The organism is Pseudomonas viridiflava (assembly GCF_001642795.1).
Classification (GTDB): Bacteria; Pseudomonadota; Gammaproteobacteria; order Pseudomonadales; family Pseudomonadaceae; genus Aquipseudomonas; species Aquipseudomonas viridiflava.
On record NZ_LKEH01000046.1, the window covers coordinates 14,924 to 33,350 of the forward strand.

The following is an 18,427-nucleotide window of genomic DNA, read 5'->3' on the forward strand; positions in this document are numbered from 1 at the left end:
GGCTTTGTCTTGACTGGGGACAGGATCCTCTTTAGACTCTTGTACCCCTAAATTTGGCGGGGCTTGTGCCCTGTCATTTGCTTTTCTTGTAAGACAATAGCGTCGCAAGACAACAGTGGAGCTAGTAGATGGCAACTATCAACCAGCTGGTACGTCAGCCGCGTAAGCGTATCGTCGAGAAATCCGACGTGCCTGCGCTGCAGAACTGCCCGCAGCGTCGCGGTGTGTGCACTCGTGTGTATACCACCACGCCGAAAAAACCTAACTCGGCATTGCGTAAAGTCTGCCGTGTGCGCCTGACCAACGGTTTCGAGGTTTCCTCGTACATCGGTGGTGAAGGTCACAACCTGCAAGAGCACAGCGTGGTACTGATCCGTGGCGGTCGTGTAAAAGACTTGCCAGGTGTTCGTTATCACACCGTTCGTGGTTCTCTGGATACCTCCGGCGTTAAAGGCCGTAACCAGGGTCGCTCGAAGTACGGTACCAAGAAGCCTAAGTAGTATTTGGTTTCTGATTAAAATTGCAGATTTCTATTTTTCTGAGTCGATAAGAGTAAGGTCGGGCGCATCCTGTTCAGGATGGTGGTCCCGAGCTAACCTGAAGACCGTTTGAGGGCTTATCCATGCCAAGAAGACGCGTAGCAGCCAAGCGCGAAGTGCTTGACGATCCAAAATACGGAAGCCAGATTCTGGCGAAGTTCATGAACCACGTGATGGAAAGCGGCAAGAAAGCCGTTGCCGAGCGTATCGTTTATGGCGCGCTGGAGAAGGTTAAAGAGCGTAAGAACAGCGATCCCCTGGAAATCTTCGAGAAAGCTCTCGACGCCATCGCTCCGCTGGTCGAAGTAAAGTCGCGCCGTGTAGGCGGTGCTACTTACCAGGTTCCTGTCGAAGTTCGTCCGTCCCGTCGTAATGCTCTGGCAATGCGTTGGCTGGTAGACTTCGCGCGCAAGCGCGGCGAGAAGTCTATGGCTCTGCGTTTGGCTGGCGAACTGTTGGACGCCGCCGAAGGTAAAGGTGCTGCGGTCAAGAAGCGTGAAGATGTGCACCGTATGGCTGAGGCCAACAAGGCTTTCTCGCACTACCGCTTCTAATTTCAGCGTCACTAATTTTGCGAGGGCTTTATGGCTCGTACTACACCGATTGGCCGTTACCGTAACATTGGTATCGTCGCTCACGTGGATGCTGGTAAAACCACCACCACCGAGCGCGTCCTTTTTTACACCGGCAAAAGTCACAAGATGGGCGAGGTGCATGATGGCGCCGCGACCACGGACTGGATGGTTCAAGAGCAGGAGCGTGGTATTACCATTACTTCTGCTGCCATCACTGCCTTCTGGCAGGGTTCGGAAAAGCAGCACAAGGACCAGTATCGCTTCAACGTCATCGATACCCCGGGCCACGTTGACTTCACCATTGAAGTTGAACGTTCCCTGCGCGTACTCGACGGCGCGGTCGTGGTGTTCTGTGGTACTTCCGGCGTAGAGCCGCAGTCCGAAACCGTATGGCGTCAAGCCAACAAGTACGGTGTTCCACGTATCGTTTACGTGAACAAGATGGACCGTGCCGGTGCTAACTTCCTGCGCGTTATCGCTCAGATCAAGCAGCGCCTGGGCCACACTCCGGTTCCAATCCAGTTGGCTATCGGTTCCGAAGACAACTTCCAGGGTCAGATCGATCTGATGTCCATGGAAGCTGTTTACTGGAACGATTCCGACAAGGGTATGGTTCCTGTTCGCAAGCCGATCCCTGAAGAGCTTCAGGAACTGGCTGACGAGTGGCGCAGCAACATGGTCGAGGCTGCGGCCGAAGCCAATGAAGAGCTGATGAACAAGTACCTCGAAGGTGAAGAACTCACCAACGCGGAAATCAAGGCCGCTCTGCGTCAGCGCACCATTGCTGGCGAGATCGTTCTGGCTGTTTGCGGTTCTTCGTTCAAGAACAAGGGCGTTCCCCTGGTTCTCGACGCCGTGATCGACTACCTGCCGGCTCCAATCGATATTCCTGCTATCAAGGGTTCCGACCCTGATAACGAGGAAATTCAAATGGAGCGTCATGCAGACGACGACGAGCCGTTCTCGGCTCTGGCGTTCAAGATCGCTACCGACCCATTCGTGGGTACCCTGACCTTCGTCCGCGTTTACTCGGGCGTGTTGGCATCCGGCGACGGCGTGATCAACTCGGTCAAGGGCAAGAAAGAGCGCGTGGGTCGTATGGTGCAGATGCACGCAAACGCCCGCGAAGAGATCAAGGAAGTACGCGCTGGCGACATCGCGGCCCTGATCGGCATGAAGGACGTCACCACTGGTGAAACCTTGTGCAACGCTGACAAGCCAATCATCCTGGTTCGCATGGACTTCCCGGAGCCGGTTATTTCGGTTGCCGTTGAGCCAAAGACCAAGGATGACCAGGAAAAAATGGGTATTGCACTGGGCAAACTTGCTCAGGAAGACCCGTCTTTCCGCGTAAAAACTGATGAAGAGACTGGTCAAACGATCATCTCTGGCATGGGCGAGTTGCACCTGGACATCCTGGTTGACCGGATGCGCCGTGAGTTCAACGTCGAAGCCAACATCGGCAAGCCTCAGGTTTCCTATCGTGAGCGCATCACGAAGAACTGCGAAATCGAAGGCAAGTTCGTTCGTCAATCCGGCGGTCGTGGCCAGTTCGGTCACTGCTGGATCCGTTTTGCGCCTGCTGACGAAGGTCAGGAAGGTCTGCAATTCGTGAACGAAGTGGTGGGTGGTGTTGTTCCTAAGGAATACATCCCGGCTATCCAGAAGGGTATCGAAGAGCAGATGAAGAACGGCGTTGTTGCCGGCTATCCGCTGATCGGCCTGAAGGCTACCGTGTTTGATGGTTCTTACCACGACGTCGACTCGAACGAGATGGCGTTTAAGGTGGCTGCTTCCATGGCGACCAAGCAACTGGCCCAGAAGGGCGGTGGTGAGTTGCTTGAGCCGATCATGGCGGTAGAGGTTGTTACGCCTGAAGACTATATGGGTGACGTGATGGGCGACCTTAACCGTCGTCGCGGCATGATTCTGGGTATGGAAGATACGGTTTCCGGCAAGGTTATCCGCGCCGAGGTTCCGTTGGGTGAGATGTTCGGTTATGCGACCGACGTTCGCTCCATGTCTCAGGGTCGCGCAAGCTACTCTATGGAATTCAAAAAATACAATACAGCGCCGTCGCACATCGTCGAAACTGTAACCAAAAAACAAGGCTGATTCAGCGCCTTTAGGCTAGGAGTTATTTGTCGTGGCTAAAGAAAAATTTGATCGTTCCCTCCCGCACTGCAACGTCGGCACCATTGGTCACGTTGACCATGGCAAGACCACGCTGACTGCTGCTCTGACACGCGTTTGCTCCGAAGTTTTCGGTTCGGCTCGTGTTGACTTCGACAAGATCGACAGTGCACCGGAAGAGAAGGCTCGCGGTATCACCATCAACACCGCTCACGTTGAGTACAACTCGGCTACGCGTCACTACGCGCACGTTGACTGCCCAGGTCACGCCGACTACGTGAAGAACATGATCACCGGTGCTGCCCAGATGGACGGCGCTATCCTGGTTTGTTCGGCTGCTGACGGCCCGATGCCGCAGACTCGTGAGCACATCCTGCTTTCGCGTCAGGTAGGTGTTCCTTACATCGTGGTCTTCCTGAACAAGGCTGACCTGGTAGACGACGCCGAGTTGTTGGAGCTGGTAGAGATGGAAGTTCGCGACCTTCTAACCACTTACGACTTCCCGGGTGACGACACTCCAATCATCATCGGCTCTGCCCGTATGGCGTTGGAAGGCAAAGACGACAACGAGATGGGCACCACTGCCGTCAAGAAGCTCGTTGAGACTCTGGACAGCTACATTCCTCAGCCAGAGCGTGCTGTCGACAAGCCGTTCCTGATGCCAATCGAAGACGTGTTCTCCATCTCCGGTCGCGGTACTGTTGTGACCGGTCGTGTTGAGCGCGGTATCGTCAAGGTCCAGGACTCGCTGGAAATCGTTGGCCTGCGTGACACCACCACCACTACCTGCACTGGTGTTGAGATGTTCCGCAAGCTGCTCGACGAAGGTCGTGCTGGCGAGAACTGCGGCGTTCTGCTGCGTGGTACCAAGCGTGACGACGTTGAGCGTGGCCAGGTTCTGGTCAAGCCAGGCACCGTCAAGCCGCACACTCAGTTCGAAGCTGAAATCTACGTTCTGAGCAAGGAAGAAGGCGGTCGTCATACTCCGTTCTTCAAAGGCTATCGTCCACAGTTCTACTTCCGTACTACCGACGTAACTGGTAGCTGCGAACTGCCGGAAGGCGTCGAAATGGTTATGCCGGGTGATAACGTGAAAGTTTCCGTTACCCTGATCAAGCCTATCGCAATGGAAGACGGCCTGCGTTTCGCTATCCGTGAAGGCGGTCGTACCGTCGGCGCTGGCGTCGTAGCCAAAATCATCGCTTAAGCGTTGATGCCTTGAAAGAGCCCCCGCTTTGCGGGGGCTTTTTTATTGGGTTGACACCCTGTCTGCTCGTCTATAGAATTGCGCCTCCTTTTAACGGGCGTATTGCGCTCGGTGGGAACAGCAATCTGGAGTCTGAATCCAATGCAAAACCAGCAAATCCGTATCAGGTTGAAGGCTTTTGACCATCGCCTGATCGACCAATCAACCCAGGAAATCGTGGAAACCGCGAAACGTACTGGTGCACAGGTGCGTGGTCCGATTCCACTGCCGACTCGTAAAGAGCGGTTCACCGTTCTGGTTTCTCCGCACGTCAACAAAGACGCGCGCGACCAGTATGAGATCCGTACTCACAAGCGCGTTCTGGACATCGTCCAGCCAACGGATAAAACCGTTGACGCTCTTATGAAGCTCGATCTTGCGGCCGGTGTGGAAGTTCAGATCAGCCTCGGCTAAGACTTGGGTCTTAGTCGTGTAACGCTCTGAAATGGGCGGCCATAGCGGGTGAAAGCCCCGTACACTCATGAGGTTTACAACATGACTATTGGTGTAGTCGGTCGTAAATGCGGTATGACCCGTATTTTCACCGAAGAAGGTGTCTCCATTCCGGTCACGGTCATTGAGATCGAGCCGAATCGCGTCACTCAGTTCAAAACCGAAGAAACCGATGGCTATCGTGCAGTGCAAGTCACTGTCGGCGAGCGTCGCGCTTCGCGTGTTACAGCCGCTCAGGCTGGCCACTTCGCCAAGGCGAACGTAGCTGCCGGTCGTACCATCATGGAGTTCCGTCTTGAAGAAGGCGACTACCAGACTGGCGATCTGATCAACGCTGAAATCTTCGCTGCAGGTCAACTGGTTGATGTAACCGGTCAGTCCAAAGGTAAAGGCTTCCAGGGTACGATCAAGCGCTGGAATTTCCGTGGTCAGGATAACACCCACGGTAACTCCGTCTCCCACCGCGTCCCGGGCTCTATCGGCCAGTGCCAGACTCCTGGTCGTGTATTCAAGGGCAAAAAAATGTCCGGTCATATGGGCGCTGAGCGCGTGACCGTGCAGTCCCTGGAAGTAGTGCGCGTGGACGCTGAACGCAATCTGTTGTTGGTCAAGGGTGCTGTTCCTGGCGCTACTGGCGGCAACCTGGTTGTACGTCCGGCAGCCAAGGCTCGCGGTTAAGGGGAAGCTGACATGCAATTAAATGTAAATGACGCTCAAGCAATCGAAGTTTCCGAACTGACATTTGGCGGCGAATTCAACGAGACGCTGGTTCACCAGGCAGTCGTGGCCTACATGGCTGGCGGTCGTCAGGGTAGCAAGCAGCAAAAGACCCGTTCTGACGTATCCGGTGGCGGTAAGCGCCCATGGCGTCAAAAGGGTACTGGCCGCGCTCGTGCCGGTACTATCCGTAGCCCAATCTGGCGTGGCGGCGGTACCACTTTCGCAGCTCGTCCACAGGACCACTCTCAGAAGCTCAACAAGAAGATGTATCGCGCAGCACTGCGCTCCATCCTTGCTGAACTGGTTCGTACTGATCGTCTGGTCGTGGTTCAGGACTTCGCTGTTGAAGCACCGAAAACCAAAGACTTGCTGAGCAAGCTGAATGGCATGGGTCTGACTGATGTCCTGATCGTGTCTGACGCTGTTGACCAGAATCTGTACCTGGCTGCTCGTAACCTGCCGCACGTTGATGTTCGTGACGTACAGGGTTCCGATCCAGTTAGTCTGATCGCATACGACAAGGTGTTGATCACCGTGTCGGCCGTGAAGAAATTCGAGGAGCTGCTGGGATGAACCAGGAACGCGTATTTAAAGTTCTACTTGGCCCGCACGTTTCCGAAAAGGCCACGGTTCTGGCTGACAAGAAAGGCCAGTTCGTTTTCAAGGTTGCAACTGACGCAACCAAGCTGGAAATCAAGAAGGCCGTCGAAAGCCTGTTCAGCGTGAAAGTAGAGCGTGTTACTACCCTGAATGTTCTGGGTAAGAGCAAGCGCACTGCTCGCGGTCTGGGCAAGCGTAATGACTGGAAGAAGGCAGTTATCTCCCTTCAGCCAGGCCAAGATCTCGATTTCAGCAGCAGTGCTGAGTAAGGAAGGGGTGCATCATGGCAATCGTTAAATGCAAACCGACTTCCCCTGGCCGCCGTTTTGTGGTCAAGGTGGTCAACCAGGAGCTGCATAAAGGCGCTCCTCACGCACCGCTGCTCGAGAAAAAATCGAAGTCTGGTGGTCGTAACAACAATGGCCGTATCACTACCCGTCACATCGGTGGTGGCCATAAACAGCATTATCGTCTGGTCGACTTCCGTCGCAACGACAAAGATGGCATCGCTGCCACTGTCGAGCGTATCGAATACGATCCAAACCGTACTGCTCACATTGCTCTGCTGCTTTACGCAGACGGCGAGCGCCGCTACATCATCGCCCCTAAAGGCGTGAGTGCTGGCGACCAGCTGATTGCGGGTGCTCTGGCACCAATCAAGCCGGGCAACGCTCTTCAACTGCGCAACATTCCAGTTGGTAGCACCGTACACGGCATCGAATTGAAGCCAGGTAAAGGCGCACAGATCGCACGTTCCGCTGGTGCTTCCGCACAGCTGATCGCTCGTGAAGGTGTGTACGTAACCCTGCGTCTTCGCTCCGGTGAAATGCGTAAAGTATTGGCTGAATGCCGTGCAACGCTTGGCGAAGTCTCGAACTCCGAGCACAGCCTGCGTTCGCTGGGTAAAGCTGGTGCCAAACGCTGGCGTGGCGTTCGCCCAACCGTTCGTGGTGTTGCCATGAACCCGGTTGACCACCCACATGGTGGTGGTGAAGGTCGTACCTCTGGTGGTCGTCATCCGGTATCGCCGTGGGGCTTCCCGACTAAGGGCGCGAAGACTCGTGGTAATAAGCGTACCGACAAAATGATCGTCCGTCGTCGCAAGTAAATAGAGGGATACGACAGTGCCACGTTCTCTGAAAAAAGGTCCTTTTATTGATCTTCACCTACTGAAGAAGATCGAAGTGGCGGCGGAAAAGAACGATCGCAAACCAGTTAAAACCTGGTCGCGTCGTTCGATGATCCTGCCACAAATGGTCGGTTTGACCATTGCAGTGCATAACGGTCGTCAACATGTTCCCGTTCTCGTGAGCGAAGACATGGTCGGCCATAAACTGGGCGAGTTTGCCGGTACCCGCACATATCGTGGGCACGTGGCAGACAAGAAAGCCAAGCGTTAAGGGGTAAGGAACGATGGAAGTAGCCGCTAAGTTGTCGGGCGCTCGAATCTCCGCCCAGAAAGCCCGCTTGGTCGCCGACCAGATCCGCGGGAAGAAGGTGGGCGAAGCGCTCAACCTGTTGGCTTTCAGCAGTAAGAAAGCCGCCGAGATCCTGAAGAAAGTGCTGGAGTCGGCTGTAGCCAACGCCGAGCATAACGAAGGCGCAGACGTTGATGACCTTAAGGTCTCCACCGTTTTCGTCAACGAAGGGCGTTCGCTGAAGCGAATCATGCCACGTGCCAAAGGCCGTGCTGATCGCATCGTCAAGCGGTCTTGCCATATCACTGTCAAGGTTGCTGACAAGTAACGGAGTCGAAGAGATGGGTCAGAAAGTACATCCCATTGGCATTCGCCTGGGAATCGTCAAGGAGCACACCTCCGTCTGGTACGCCGACGGTCGGACTTATGCGGACTATTTGTTCGCTGATCTGAAGGTGCGAGAGTATCTCCAAGACAAACTAAAAAGCGCGTCCGTAAGCCGTATCGATATCCATCGTCCGGCTCAGACTGCACGTATCACCATCCACACCGCTCGTCCCGGCATCGTGATCGGCAAGAAAGGTGAAGATGTTGAGAAACTGCGTCAGGACCTGACCAAGCAAATGGGTGTGCCTGTGCACATCAATATCGAAGAGATCCGCAAGCCGGAGCTGGACGGTATGTTGGTTGCGCAGAGCGTAGCTCAGCAGCTGGAGCGTCGTGTAATGTTCCGTCGCGCTATGAAGCGCGCTGTACAGAACGCAATGCGCATTGGTGCCAAAGGCATCAAAATCCAAGTGAGCGGTCGTCTCGGCGGTGCTGAAATCGCACGTACTGAATGGTATCGCGAAGGGCGTGTGCCATTGCACACCCTGCGTGCCGACATCGACTATGCCAACTACGAAGCTCACACCACTTATGGTGTGATCGGTGTAAAGGTTTGGATCTTCAAAGGCGAAGTAATTGGTGGTCGCCAAGAAGAACTGAAACCACAAGCACCAGCGCCTCGTAAAAAAGCTGCTAAGTAAGGGGTACGCCAAATGTTGCAACCAAAGCGTACGAAGTTCCGCAAGCAGATGACCGGCCACAACCGTGGTCTGGCACTGCGCGGTAGCAAAGTCAGCTTCGGCGAGTTCGCGCTGAAGTCTGTTGCTCGTGGTCGTCTCACCGCTCGTCAGATCGAGTCAGCGCGTCGTGCTCTGACCCGTCACGTAAAACGTGGCGGCAAGATCTGGATCCGTGTATTCCCGGACAAGCCTGTCACCAAGAAGCCACTCGAAGTTCGGATGGGTAAAGGTAAGGGTAACGTCGAGTACTGGGTTGCCCAGATTCAGCCAGGCAAAGTCCTGTATGAAATCGAGGGTGTTACTGAAGAGCTGGCGCGTGAGGCTTTCGCCCTGGCTGCTGCAAAGCTGCCACTCGCCACCTCCTTTGTTAAGCGGACGGTGATGTGATGAAAGCGAATGAACTTCGTGAAAAATCAGCACAGCAGCTGAACGAGCAACTGCTCGGCCTGCTGCGCGACCAGTTCAATCTGCGTATGCAGAAAGCAACTGGCCAGTTGGGGCAGTCTCACCTGCTCTCGCAAGTTAAGCGTGACATCGCTCGCGTGAAGACTGTGNCTCAACCAGCAGGCAGGTAAGTAATCATGGCTGAAGCCGAAAAAACCGTCCGTACGCTGACTGGCCGTGTCGTCAGCGACAAGATGGACAAGACCATCACCGTTCTGATTGAGCGTCGCGTAAAGCACCCAATCTACGGTAAATACGTTAAGCGTTCGACTAAGCTGCACGCGCACGACGAAACCAACCAGTGCCATATCGGCGACAAGGTCACGATTCGTGAAACTCGTCCGGTAGCCAAGACCAAGTCTTGGGCATTGGTTGATATCCTCGAACGCGCTGTGGAAGTCTAAGGGCTAAGGGTCGGAGAAATTATATGATTCAGACTCAATCCATGCTCGATGTGGCCGATAACAGCGGCGCACGCCGCGTTATGTGCATCAAGGTGCTGGGTGGCTCCCATCGTCGTTACGCTGGTATCGGTGACATCATCAAAGTAACCGTGAAGGAAGCAATTCCGCGCGGCAAGGTGAAGAAAGGCCAAGTGATGACTGCTGTTGTAGTCCGCACTCGCCATGGCGTTCGTCGTGCAGACGGCTCCATCATCCGCTTCGATGGCAATGCTGCTGTTCTGTTGAACAACAAGCAGGAGCCGATCGGTACCCGTATCTTTGGGCCAGTGACGCGTGAACTTCGTACTGAGAAGTTCATGAAGATCGTCTCGCTCGCCCCAGAAGTTCTGTAAGGAGATCCGACATGCAAAAGATTCGTCGTGACGACGAGGTCATCGTGATCGCCGGCAAAGACAAAGGTAAGCGCGGTAAGGTGCTCAAGGTTCTCGCTGACGACCGTCTGGTCGTTGGTGGGATCAACCTGGTGAAGCGTCATACCAAGCCTAACCCGATGTCGGGCGTACAGGGCGGTATCGTCGAGAAAGAAGCGCCACTGCACGCTTCCAACGTCGCCATTTTCAACGGCGCAACCAACAAGGCTGACCGCGTTGGTTTCAAAGTTGAAGACGGCAAGAAAATTCGTGTCTTCAAGTCGACCCAAAAAGCGGTTGATGCTTGAACACTGCTAGGTAGAAGACCATGGCACGACTAAAAGAGATTTACCGGAAGGAAATCGCTCCGAAGCTTAAGGAAGAACTTAAGCTCGCGAACGTGATGGAAGTTCCGCGCGTTACCAAAATCACCCTGAACATGGGTCTGGGCGAAGCGATCGGCGACAAGAAAGTCATCGAGCACGCTGTTGCTGACCTGGAAAAGATCACCGGTCAAAAAGTCGTTGTGACTTACGCTCGGAAATCCATCGCTGGCTTTAAAGTCCGTGAAGGATGGCCGATCGGCGTCAAAGTGACTCTGCGCCGCGATCGTATGTATGAATTCCTGGATCGTCTGCTGTCGATCTCCCTGCCTCGGGTTCGCGACTTCCGCGGCCTGAATGCCAAGTCCTTCGATGGTCGTGGTAACTACAGCATGGGCGTGAAAGAGCAGATCATTTTCCCGGAAATCGACTACGACAAGATCGATGCTCTCCGCGGTCTGGACATCACCCTGACCACCACTGCCAAGAACGATGATGAAGGCCGCGCATTGCTGCGTGCTTTCAAATTCCCGTTCCGCAACTGATTGGAGTAGGAAAATGGCCAAGAAGAGCATGAAAAACCGTGAGCTGAAGCGTCAGCTCACTGTTGCCAAGTACGCCAAGAAGCGTGCCGAGCTGAAGGCAATCATCGTTGATCTGAACGCAAGTCCAGAAGCGCGTTGGGAAGCTACCGTAGCTCTGCAGAAGCAACCACGTGACGCAAGCGCTTCGCGCATGCGTAACCGTTGCCGCATCACCGGTCGTCCACACGGCGTTTACCGCAAGTTCGGCCTTGGCCGTAACAAGCTGCGTGAAGCTGCCATGCGTGGCGACGTACCAGGTCTGGTTAAAGCCAGCTGGTAAGGCGCAACTCTCGCTTCAATCCGATCGACGGCGCAGGTTGTCGGTTGGAATGAAGCCTGAATTTGAATCAAGCCCCTTTTGGGGCTTGATTCATTTCTGGGGTAGGACTAGAATTGCCGGCTCGCCTGAGCCCGTGTTTTCACTTGCCCGGAAAATCTCGGCGATAAGCTGTAGCCGTAAGGCTAATTATTTTGTTTTAGGAGCGTCTAGCCCATGAGTATGCAGGACCCGTTAGCGGACATGCTAACTCGTATCCGTAATGCCCAGATGGCTGAAAAGCCCGTCGTAAGCATGCCATCTTCCACGTTGAAGGTTGCTGTAGCAAAAGTCCTGAAGGACGAAGGCTACATTGCGGGTTATCAGATCAGCAGCGAAGTTAAACCATCGCTGTCCATCGAGCTTAAGTACTTCGAAGGCCGTCCGGTCATTGAAGAAGTTAAGCGCGTCAGCCGCCCAGGCTTGCGTCAGTACAAGTCCTCCGACGATCTGCCAAAAGTTCGTGGCGGTCTCGGTGTGTCTATCGTCTCCACCAACAAAGGTGTGATGACGGATCGTGCTGCGCGCGCTGCCGGTGTCGGTGGCGAAGTGCTTTGCACTGTGTTCTAAGGGGGGATAAGCATGTCACGCGTAGCTAAGAACCCCGTTAAGTTGCCATCCGGCGTCGAAGTCAAACTCGTCGGCCAGCAGCTTTCGGTGAAGGGTGCCAAGGGCACTCTAGAACTGAACGTCCATTCGTCTGTTGAGATTGTTGAAGAAGCTGGTGAGCTGCGTTTCGCTGCTCGCAATGGCGATCAACAAACCCGCGCAATGGCCGGCACAACTCGTGCACTGGTTAACAACATGGTCCAGGGCGTAAGCCAAGGCTTCGAGCGCAAGCTCCAGCTGGTCGGTGTTGGTTACAAAGCGCAAGCAAAAGGCACGGTCCTGAACCTGGCACTTGGCTTCTCGCACCCGGTGGATTACGAATTGCCGAATGGCATCACCGCTGAGACCCCCAGCCAGACCGATATCCTGATTCGCGGTATCGATAAGCAGTTGGTTGGTCAAGTGGCCGCTGAGATCCGCGACTTCCGCCGTCCTGAGCCTTACAAAGGCAAAGGTGTGCGTTACGCGGACGAAGTCGTCCGCCGTAAAGAAGCCAAGAAGAAGTAGGGCATAGCAAATGACCGTCAAAAAAGTTACCCGACTGCGTCGCGCTCGCAAAGCACGCCTGAAAATGCACGAGCTGGAAGTCGTGCGTCTCTGCGTGCACCGCTCTTCGCAGCACATTTATGCCCAGGTCATTTCGGCCGACGGCAGCAAAGTCCTGGCAAGTGCCTCGACTTTGGACAAAGAACTGCGTGATGGTGCCACTGGCAACATCGACGCGGCCACTAAGGTTGGCAAGCTGGTCGCCGAGCGTGCAAAAGCCGCGGGCGTATCGCAAGTGGCTTTCGACCGTTCTGGCTTCAAGTACCACGGCCGTGTCAAAGCGCTGGCTGATGCTGCTCGTGAAGGCGGGCTGGAGTTCTAAGTTATGGCAAATAACGACCAAAAACGCGACGAAGGCTACATCGAGAAGCTGGTTCAAGTTAACCGCGTGGCCAAAACCGTAAAAGGCGGCCGTATCTTCACTTTCACTGCGTTGACCGTAGTGGGTGATGGTAAAGGGCGTGTTGGCTTCGGCCGTGGCAAGTCACGTGAAGTGCCTGCTGCAATCCAGAAAGCGATGGAAGCTGCTCGCCGCAACATGATCCAGGTGGATCTGAACGGCACCACACTGCAGTACGCAATGAAGTCCGCCCATGGCGCTTCGAAGGTGTACATGCAGCCTGCTTCCGAGGGTACCGGTATCATCGCTGGCGGCGCTATGCGCGCAGTGCTGGAGGTTGCTGGTGTTCACAACGTGTTGGCCAAGTGCTACGGCTCGACTAACCCTGTAAACGTGGTTCACGCCACTTTCAAGGGTCTGAAGGGCATGCAGTCTCCTGAGTCCATCGCTGCCAAGCGTGGCAAGCGTGTTGAGGAGATCATCTGATCATGGCTACCGTAAAAGTAACGCTGATCAAAAGCATGACCGGTCGCATCCCTAATCACAAATTGTGCATTAAGGGTTTGGGTCTGCGTCGCATCGGTCACACTGTAGAAGTCCTGGATACTCCCGAAAATCGCGGGATGATCAACAAGGCTTACTACATGCTGCGAGTCGAGGGTTAATCGATGAAACTCAATGATCTGAGTCCAGCGCCGGGTTCCCGTCGCGAAAAGCATCGTCCGGGCCGTGGTATCGGTAGCGGTTTGGGTAAGACTGGTGGCCGCGGCCACAAAGGTCAGACCTCCCGCTCCGGTGGCACCATTGCTCCGGGCTTTGAGGGCGGCCAACAGCCGCTGCATCGTCGCCTGCCAAAATTCGGTTTCGTTTCCCTGAAAGCCATGGACCGCGCAGAAGTGCGTCTGTCCGAGCTGGCCAAAGTGGAAGGCGACATCGTAACTGTGCAGACCCTGAAGGATGCCAATGTGATTAACCAGAACGTACAGCGTGTGAAAATCATGCTGTCGGGCGAAGTTACTCGCGCTGTCACCATCAAAGGTATCGCCGCCACCAAAGGTGCGCGTGCGGCTATCGAAGCAGCTGGCGGCAAGTTCGAGGAATAAATGGCTAAGCAAGGTGCTCTCTCTGCGCTCGGCAAAGGCGGTATGTCTGAACTCTGGGCTCGTCTGCGTTTTCTGTTCCTGGCGATTATCGTCTACCGAATAGGCGCACACATCCCGGTTCCAGGTATCAACCCGGACCGACTCGCAGAACTGTTTCGACAGAATGAGGGGACCATTCTTAGCTTGTTCAACATGTTTTCCGGTGGCGCGCTGGAACGGATGAGCATCTTTGCACTGGGGATCATGCCGTACATTTCGGCATCGATCATCATGCAGTTGATGACCGCCGTCAGCCCGCAACTGGAGCAGTTGAAGAAGGAAGGTGAAGCTGGCCGTCGCAAGATTAGCCAGTACACCCGCTATGGCACCGTAGTCCTGGCTCTGGTTCAAGCTGTCGGCATGTCTGTCGGCCTGGCCAGTCAGGGCGTAGCGTTTTCTGGGGACCTGGGTTTCCATTTTGTGGCCGTAACCACCTTCGTGGCAGGTGCGATGTTCATGATGTGGCTGGGCGAGCAGATTACCGAACGCGGTGTCGGCAACGGTATCTCGATGTTGATTTTCGCAGGTATCGTCGCCGGTCTTCCGAGAGCGATAGGGCAGTCTTTCGAGTCTGCACGTCAGGGTGATATCAATATCTTCGCTCTGGTCGCAATCGGTTTGCTGGCAGTAGCGATCATCGGTTTCGTGGTCTTCATTGAGCGTGGTCAGCGTCGTATTGCTGTTCACTACGCCAAGCGTCAGCAGGGCCGCAAGGTCTTCGCTGCACAGACAAGCCACTTGCCGCTGAAAGTGAACATGGCTGGTGTGATTCCGGCCATTTTTGCGAGCAGCATTTTGCTGTTCCCGGCTTCGCTGGGTTCCTGGTTTGGTCAGTCCGAAGGTCTGGGCTGGTTGCAGGACATCTCGCAGTCGATCGCTCCTGGTCAGCCGTTGAATATTCTGCTGTTTAGTGCAGGGATTATTTTCTTCTGCTTCTTCTATACGGCGTTGATGTTCAATCCGAAAGACGTAGCGGAAAACCTGAAGAAGTCCGGTGCCTTTATTCCGGGTATTCGTCCAGGCGAGCAGTCGGCGCGCTACATTGATGGCGTTCTGACTCGTTTGACCATGTTCGGTGCTCTTTATATGACGGCCGTGTGTCTGCTTCCCCAGTTTCTGGTGGTTGCGGCAAACGTACCGTTCTACCTTGGCGGGACCTCGTTGCTGATCGTGGTCGTGGTTGTGATGGACTTCATGTCCCAAGTGCAATCTCACCTCGTTTCGCACCAGTATGAATCCCTGATGAAGAAAGCCAACCTGAAGGGCTACGGTGGCAGCGGCGGTATGCTGCGCTGAAGCACCCCTAAGGTTCGAGGAGTTGGTGATGAAAGTTCGTGCATCGGTGAAAAAGCTGTGCCGTAACTGCAAGATTATTCGCCGCGAAGGTGTTGTTCGAGTAATTTGCAGCGCGGAACCACGTCATAAGCAGCGCCAAGGCTGATTGTGATTTGTGCTTAAGCCCAGCAGCTAGTGCGCTGCTGGGTTGATTATTTGTTACTACAGCGATATTATCTCGCGCCCTATTTCTTGGCTTCCGGGGCGTAGGTAGCTGTCAATTGGAGTCCCACTGAATGGCCCGTATTGCAGGCGTTAACATTCCAGATAACAAGCATACTGTTATCTCGCTGACCTACATCTATGGTGTTGGTCGCACCACTGCACAGAAAATTTGTGCAACCACCGGGGTTAACCCGGCGGCGAAGATCAAAGATCTGAGCGACGAGCAGATTGAACAGCTGCGTGGCGAAGTGGCGAAGTTCACCACTGAAGGTGACCTGCGTCGCGAAATCAACATGAAAATCAAGCGCTTGATGGACCTGGGCTGCTACCGCGGTCTGCGTCATCGTCGTGGTCTGCCAGTACGCGGTCAGCGTACCAAGACCAACGCGCGTACTCGCAAAGGTCCGCGTAAGCCGATCCGCAAGTAATCGCTCCAGCGCAACGACAGGAATTTAGTCATGGCAAAACCTGCTGCTCGTCCTCGTAAAAAAGTTAAAAAGACAGTGGTTGATGGCATCGCCCACATCCACGCGTCGTTTAACAACACAATCGTCACCATTACCGATCGTCAAGGTAACGCTCTTTCGTGGGCTACCTCCGGCGGTTCGGGTTTCCGTGGTTCCCGCAAGTCCACGCCGTTCGCTGCTCAGGTAGCTGCTGAACGTGCTGGTCAAGCTGCGCTGGAATACGGTCTGAAGAACCTCGACGTCAATGTCAAGGGTCCAGGCCCAGGTCGTGAATCCGCTGTCCGTGCATTGAACGGCTGTGGCTATAAGATCGCCAGCATCACCGACGTGACGCCAATCCCGCACAACGGGTGCCGTCCGCCGAAGAAGCGCCGCGTGTAATCCAGGAGACTGTAAGAAATGGCTCGTTACATTGGTCCAAAATGCAAACTTGCTCGTCGTGAAGGCACCGATCTCTTTCTGAAGAGCGGCGTTCGCGCTATCGAATCCAAGTGCAACATCGAAGCAGCTCCAGGCATCCACGGCCAGCGCCGCGGTCGCCAGTCCGATTACGGTACTCAGCTGCGTGAAAAGCAAAAAGTCCGTCGTATCTACGGCGTTCTCGAGCGTCAGTTCAGCGGCTACTACAAAGAAGCCGCCGGCAAGAAAGGCGCAACAGGTGAGAACCTGCTGCAGCTGCTCGAATGCCGTCTGGACAACGTTGTATACCGCATGGGCTTCGGCTCGACTCGTGCCGAATCCCGTCAATTGGTTTCGCACAAGTCTGTTAGCGTCAACGGCAAAACCGTTAACGTTCCTTCTTATCAGGTTCGTGCTGGCGACGTTGTTGCTATCCGCGAAAAGGCTAAGAACCAACTGCGTATTGTCCAGGCTCTCGATCTGTGTGCCCAACGTGGCCGCGTAGAATGGGTAGAAGTAGACACTGAGAAGAAATCGGGCGTTTTCAAGAACGTACCAGCTCGCAGTGATCTATCCGCCGACATCAACGAAAGCCTGATTGTCGAGCTCTACTCCAAGTAAGGGCTAGAAAATAGGTGCATCCATGCAGATTTCGGTAAATGAGTTCCTGACACCCCGCCATATTGATGTGCAGGTTGTCAGTCCAACCCGCGCCAAGATCACTCTCGAGCCTCTCGAGCGTGGTTTCGGCCATACCCTGGGCAACGCGCTTCGCCGCATTTTGTTGTCCTCCATGCCCGGCTGTGCAGTAGTCGAGGCCGAGATTGACGGTGTGCTCCATGAGTACAGCGCCATCGAAGGTGTACAGGAAGACGTCATTGAAATCCTGTTGAACCTTAAAGGTCTGGCTATCAAGCTGCACGGTCGAGACGAAGTTACGCTGACCTTGTCGAAGAAGGGTTCGGGGGTGGTTACCGCTGCCGATATTCAGCTGGATCATGATGTCGAGATCGTTAACCCCGATCACGTAATCGCTAACCTGGCGTCTAACGGCGCCTTGAACATGAAGCTCACCGTAGCTCGTGGTCGTGGTTATGAGCCGGCAGACTCGCGTCAAAGCGATGAAGACGAAAGCCGCAGCATTGGTCGCTTGCAGCTTGACTCTTCGTTCAGCCCGGTTCGCCGTATCGCATACGTGGTGGAAAACGCCCGTGTCGAACAGCGTACCAACCTGGACAAGCTGGTTATTGATCTGGAAACCAATGGTACGCTGGATCCTGAAGAGGCCATTCGCCGCGCTGCAACCATTCTGCAACAGCAGTTGGCTGCGTTCGTCGACCTCAAGGGCGACAGCGAACCAGTGGTAATCGAACAGGAAGACGAGATCGATCCGATCCTGCTCCGTCCGGTTGACGATTTGGAACTGACTGTACGTTCGGCTAACTGCCTTAAGGCGGAGAACATTTACTACATTGGTGACCTGATTCAGCGCACCGAAGTAGAACTGTTGAAAACTCCGAACCTTGGGAAGAAGTCTTTGACTGAGATCAAAGACGTTCTGGCCTCCCGTGGTCTGTCCCTCGGCATGCGCCTCGACAACTGGCCGCCGGCAAGTCTTAAGAAGGACGACAAGGCTACGGCCTGATCGTCGTAATCACCGAACGCGAGTTTGGTAAGGAATGAACCATGCGTCATCGTAAAAGTGGACGTCACCTGAGCCGTACCAGCTCTCACCGCAAAGCCATGTTTCAAAACATGGCGGTGTCGCTGTTCGAGCACGAGCTGATCAAGACTACCCTGCCGAAAGCCAAGGAACTGCGCCGCGTTGCCGAGCCGCTGATCACCTTGGCCAAGGAAGACAGCGTTGCTAACCGTCGTCTGGCTTTCGACCGTACTCGTTCGAAAGAAATCGTCGGCAAGCTGTTCAACGATCTGGGCAAGCGCTACGCAACCCGTCAGGGCGGCTACCTGCGCATCCTCAAGTGCGGTTTCCGCGCTGGCGACAACGCGCCTATGGCGTACGTCGAGTTGGTTGATCGTCCTATCGGTGGCTCTGTAGAAGCTGCTGAATAAGACATCAGTTTGAACAAGAAACCGGGCCCTGCGCTCGGTTTTTTGTTGCCTTAAATTAAGTAATCCTATCAACATTTAACAATTAATAAATTTCCTCATGTGATGCTTTCGAATAATAA

31 protein-coding genes and 1 pseudogene are annotated in these 18,427 nt (G+C 54.6%); all 32 read left to right on the plus strand.

The window, feature by feature from the left end; genetic code table 11:
* Positions 1 to 128 precede the first annotated feature (128 nt).
* A complete protein-coding gene (rpsL, locus tag AO065_RS22735) occupies positions 129 to 500 on the plus strand; it encodes a 30S ribosomal protein S12 (protein ID WP_002555494.1) in 372 nt (123 codons plus the stop codon).
* A gap of 122 nt (positions 501 to 622) precedes the next feature.
* Positions 623 to 1,093: a 30S ribosomal protein S7 gene (rpsG, locus tag AO065_RS22740; protein WP_002555493.1), complete on the plus strand. Its 471-nt coding sequence runs from the start codon at positions 623 to 625 to the stop codon at positions 1,091 to 1,093.
* A 30-nt stretch (positions 1,094 to 1,123) separates the two neighbouring features.
* The gene (gene fusA / locus AO065_RS22745; protein ID WP_004883662.1) at positions 1,124 to 3,229 is read left to right on the plus strand and encodes an elongation factor G; all 2,106 of its coding nucleotides are present in this window, start codon (positions 1,124 to 1,126) and stop codon (positions 3,227 to 3,229) included.
* A 31-nt stretch (positions 3,230 to 3,260) separates the two neighbouring features.
* Complete coding sequence (tuf, locus tag AO065_RS22750) at positions 3,261 to 4,454, plus strand: elongation factor Tu (protein ID WP_004883664.1); 1,194 nt, start codon at positions 3,261 to 3,263, stop codon at positions 4,452 to 4,454.
* A gap of 141 nt (positions 4,455 to 4,595) precedes the next feature.
* Positions 4,596 to 4,907: a 30S ribosomal protein S10 gene (rpsJ, locus tag AO065_RS22755; RefSeq protein WP_003186070.1), complete on the plus strand. Its 312-nt coding sequence runs from the start codon at positions 4,596 to 4,598 to the stop codon at positions 4,905 to 4,907.
* Between the two features lie 81 nt (positions 4,908 to 4,988).
* Positions 4,989 to 5,624, plus strand: coding sequence for a 50S ribosomal protein L3 (gene rplC, locus AO065_RS22760; protein WP_004883666.1), 636 nt, complete (start codon positions 4,989 to 4,991; stop codon positions 5,622 to 5,624).
* 12 nt (positions 5,625 to 5,636) lie between these two features.
* Entirely contained in the window at positions 5,637 to 6,239 is a 603-nt protein-coding gene (gene rplD / locus AO065_RS22765) for a 50S ribosomal protein L4 (protein WP_004883668.1), read from the plus strand.
* Positions 6,236 to 6,535 (plus strand): 50S ribosomal protein L23, encoded by a 300-nt coding sequence (gene rplW / locus AO065_RS22770; protein ID WP_002555488.1) that lies wholly within the window; start codon positions 6,236 to 6,238, stop codon positions 6,533 to 6,535. The genes rplD and rplW overlap by 4 nt, the downstream gene beginning before the upstream one ends.
* Positions 6,536 to 6,549: 14 nt before the next feature.
* Positions 6,550 to 7,374, plus strand: coding sequence for a 50S ribosomal protein L2 (gene rplB, locus AO065_RS22775; RefSeq protein WP_003186055.1), 825 nt, complete (start codon positions 6,550 to 6,552; stop codon positions 7,372 to 7,374).
* A 16-nt stretch (positions 7,375 to 7,390) separates the two neighbouring features.
* On the plus strand, positions 7,391 to 7,666 hold the full coding sequence (gene rpsS / locus AO065_RS22780; RefSeq protein ID WP_004883670.1) for a 30S ribosomal protein S19: 276 nt from the start codon (positions 7,391 to 7,393) through the stop codon (positions 7,664 to 7,666).
* Between the two features lie 13 nt (positions 7,667 to 7,679).
* Positions 7,680 to 8,012 carry a 50S ribosomal protein L22 gene (gene rplV / locus AO065_RS22785; protein WP_002555485.1) on the plus strand — a complete coding sequence of 111 codons (333 nt, stop codon included), beginning with the start codon at positions 7,680 to 7,682 and terminating at the stop codon, positions 8,010 to 8,012.
* A 13-nt stretch (positions 8,013 to 8,025) separates the two neighbouring features.
* Positions 8,026 to 8,712 carry a 30S ribosomal protein S3 gene (gene rpsC, locus AO065_RS22790; protein WP_003176422.1) on the plus strand — a complete coding sequence of 229 codons (687 nt, stop codon included), beginning with the start codon at positions 8,026 to 8,028 and terminating at the stop codon, positions 8,710 to 8,712.
* 12 nt (positions 8,713 to 8,724) lie between these two features.
* Positions 8,725 to 9,138: a 50S ribosomal protein L16 gene (gene rplP, locus AO065_RS22795; protein WP_002555482.1), complete on the plus strand. Its 414-nt coding sequence runs from the start codon at positions 8,725 to 8,727 to the stop codon at positions 9,136 to 9,138.
* Positions 9,138 to 9,330: pseudogene (gene rpmC, locus AO065_RS22800) on the plus strand (50S ribosomal protein L29). Before rplP ends, rpmC begins: the two are co-directional and overlap by 1 nt.
* A 2-nt stretch (positions 9,331 to 9,332) precedes the next feature.
* Positions 9,333 to 9,599: a 30S ribosomal protein S17 gene (gene rpsQ, locus AO065_RS22805; protein ID WP_002555480.1), complete on the plus strand. Its 267-nt coding sequence runs from the start codon at positions 9,333 to 9,335 to the stop codon at positions 9,597 to 9,599.
* A 23-nt stretch (positions 9,600 to 9,622) separates the two neighbouring features.
* On the plus strand, positions 9,623 to 9,991 hold the full coding sequence (gene rplN / locus AO065_RS22810) for a 50S ribosomal protein L14 (protein WP_002555479.1): 369 nt from the start codon (positions 9,623 to 9,625) through the stop codon (positions 9,989 to 9,991).
* An 11-nt stretch (positions 9,992 to 10,002) separates the two neighbouring features.
* The gene (rplX, locus tag AO065_RS22815; protein ID WP_004883674.1) at positions 10,003 to 10,317 is read left to right on the plus strand and encodes a 50S ribosomal protein L24; all 315 of its coding nucleotides are present in this window, start codon (positions 10,003 to 10,005) and stop codon (positions 10,315 to 10,317) included.
* Between the two features lie 20 nt (positions 10,318 to 10,337).
* Entirely contained in the window at positions 10,338 to 10,877 is a 540-nt protein-coding gene (gene rplE / locus AO065_RS22820; protein ID WP_004883677.1) for a 50S ribosomal protein L5, read from the plus strand.
* Between the two features lie 13 nt (positions 10,878 to 10,890).
* Positions 10,891 to 11,196, plus strand: a complete 306-nt coding sequence (rpsN, locus tag AO065_RS22825) for a 30S ribosomal protein S14 (protein ID WP_004883679.1) — start codon at positions 10,891 to 10,893, stop codon at positions 11,194 to 11,196.
* A 213-nt stretch (positions 11,197 to 11,409) separates the two neighbouring features.
* Positions 11,410 to 11,802, plus strand: a complete 393-nt coding sequence (gene rpsH / locus AO065_RS22830; RefSeq protein WP_004883681.1) for a 30S ribosomal protein S8 — start codon at positions 11,410 to 11,412, stop codon at positions 11,800 to 11,802.
* 12 nt (positions 11,803 to 11,814) lie between these two features.
* Positions 11,815 to 12,348 carry a 50S ribosomal protein L6 gene (gene rplF, locus AO065_RS22835; RefSeq protein WP_004883684.1) on the plus strand — a complete coding sequence of 178 codons (534 nt, stop codon included), beginning with the start codon at positions 11,815 to 11,817 and terminating at the stop codon, positions 12,346 to 12,348.
* A 10-nt stretch (positions 12,349 to 12,358) separates the two neighbouring features.
* Entirely contained in the window at positions 12,359 to 12,709 is a 351-nt protein-coding gene (gene rplR, locus AO065_RS22840; RefSeq protein ID WP_002555473.1) for a 50S ribosomal protein L18, read from the plus strand.
* A gap of 3 nt (positions 12,710 to 12,712) precedes the next feature.
* Positions 12,713 to 13,213: a 30S ribosomal protein S5 gene (gene rpsE / locus AO065_RS22845; protein ID WP_004883686.1), complete on the plus strand. Its 501-nt coding sequence runs from the start codon at positions 12,713 to 12,715 to the stop codon at positions 13,211 to 13,213.
* Positions 13,214 to 13,215: 2 nt separating this feature from the next.
* On the plus strand, positions 13,216 to 13,392 hold the full coding sequence (gene rpmD / locus AO065_RS22850; RefSeq protein WP_003444363.1) for a 50S ribosomal protein L30: 177 nt from the start codon (positions 13,216 to 13,218) through the stop codon (positions 13,390 to 13,392).
* A 3-nt stretch (positions 13,393 to 13,395) separates the two neighbouring features.
* Complete coding sequence (gene rplO, locus AO065_RS22855; protein WP_004883688.1) at positions 13,396 to 13,830, plus strand: 50S ribosomal protein L15; 435 nt, start codon at positions 13,396 to 13,398, stop codon at positions 13,828 to 13,830.
* Positions 13,831 to 15,165, plus strand: a complete 1,335-nt coding sequence (gene secY / locus AO065_RS22860) for a preprotein translocase subunit SecY (RefSeq protein ID WP_004883689.1) — start codon at positions 13,831 to 13,833, stop codon at positions 15,163 to 15,165. It abuts the gene before it with no gap.
* A gap of 28 nt (positions 15,166 to 15,193) precedes the next feature.
* A complete protein-coding gene (gene rpmJ / locus AO065_RS26815; protein ID WP_002555468.1) occupies positions 15,194 to 15,310 on the plus strand; it encodes a 50S ribosomal protein L36 in 117 nt (38 codons plus the stop codon).
* A gap of 130 nt (positions 15,311 to 15,440) precedes the next feature.
* Positions 15,441 to 15,797, plus strand: a complete 357-nt coding sequence (gene rpsM, locus AO065_RS22865; RefSeq protein WP_004883692.1) for a 30S ribosomal protein S13 — start codon at positions 15,441 to 15,443, stop codon at positions 15,795 to 15,797.
* A gap of 30 nt (positions 15,798 to 15,827) precedes the next feature.
* Positions 15,828 to 16,217 (plus strand): 30S ribosomal protein S11, encoded by a 390-nt coding sequence (rpsK, locus tag AO065_RS22870; protein WP_002555466.1) that lies wholly within the window; start codon positions 15,828 to 15,830, stop codon positions 16,215 to 16,217.
* Positions 16,218 to 16,235: 18 nt separating this feature from the next.
* Positions 16,236 to 16,856, plus strand: coding sequence for a 30S ribosomal protein S4 (gene rpsD, locus AO065_RS22875; protein WP_002555465.1), 621 nt, complete (start codon positions 16,236 to 16,238; stop codon positions 16,854 to 16,856).
* A gap of 22 nt (positions 16,857 to 16,878) precedes the next feature.
* Positions 16,879 to 17,880 (plus strand): DNA-directed RNA polymerase subunit alpha, encoded by a 1,002-nt coding sequence (locus AO065_RS22880; RefSeq protein WP_003176403.1) that lies wholly within the window; start codon positions 16,879 to 16,881, stop codon positions 17,878 to 17,880.
* Between the two features lie 41 nt (positions 17,881 to 17,921).
* On the plus strand, positions 17,922 to 18,308 hold the full coding sequence (gene rplQ, locus AO065_RS22885) for a 50S ribosomal protein L17 (RefSeq protein ID WP_003317096.1): 387 nt from the start codon (positions 17,922 to 17,924) through the stop codon (positions 18,306 to 18,308).
* The last annotated feature ends 119 nt before the right edge of the window (positions 18,309 to 18,427 follow it).